Consider the following 245-nt stretch of genomic DNA (forward strand, 5'->3'; position numbering starts at 1 on the left):
GGTAAAGCTGAATTTGGCGACCCGGGGGTCCTGCGTTAGCACTTCACCAATCGCTTTGGCATCGGTACCGCAAACCACATTAAACACGCCGGGCGGAATACCTGCCTGCTGCGACAACTCTGCCAGCGCCAGTGCTGAAAGCGGTGTCTGGTGTGCGGGTTTCACCACAAAGGTGCAGCCTGCCGCCAGCGCTGCCGCAGCTTTGCGGGCCAGCATAGCATTCGGGAAATTCCACGGCGTAATGG

At 59.6% G+C, this 245-nt stretch carries 1 protein-coding gene; it reads right to left on the minus strand.

All coding sequences use genetic code 11. The annotated features are described in order from the left end of the window. Window positions 1-245: aldehyde dehydrogenase family protein (locus tag R0J87_RS23470; protein WP_498889389.1), on the minus strand; the 245-nt coding region annotated here is incomplete at both ends.

Source organism: Halomonas sp. SIMBA_159 (genome assembly GCF_046536035.1).
Classification (GTDB): Bacteria; Pseudomonadota; Gammaproteobacteria; order Pseudomonadales; family Halomonadaceae; genus Vreelandella; species Vreelandella venusta_A.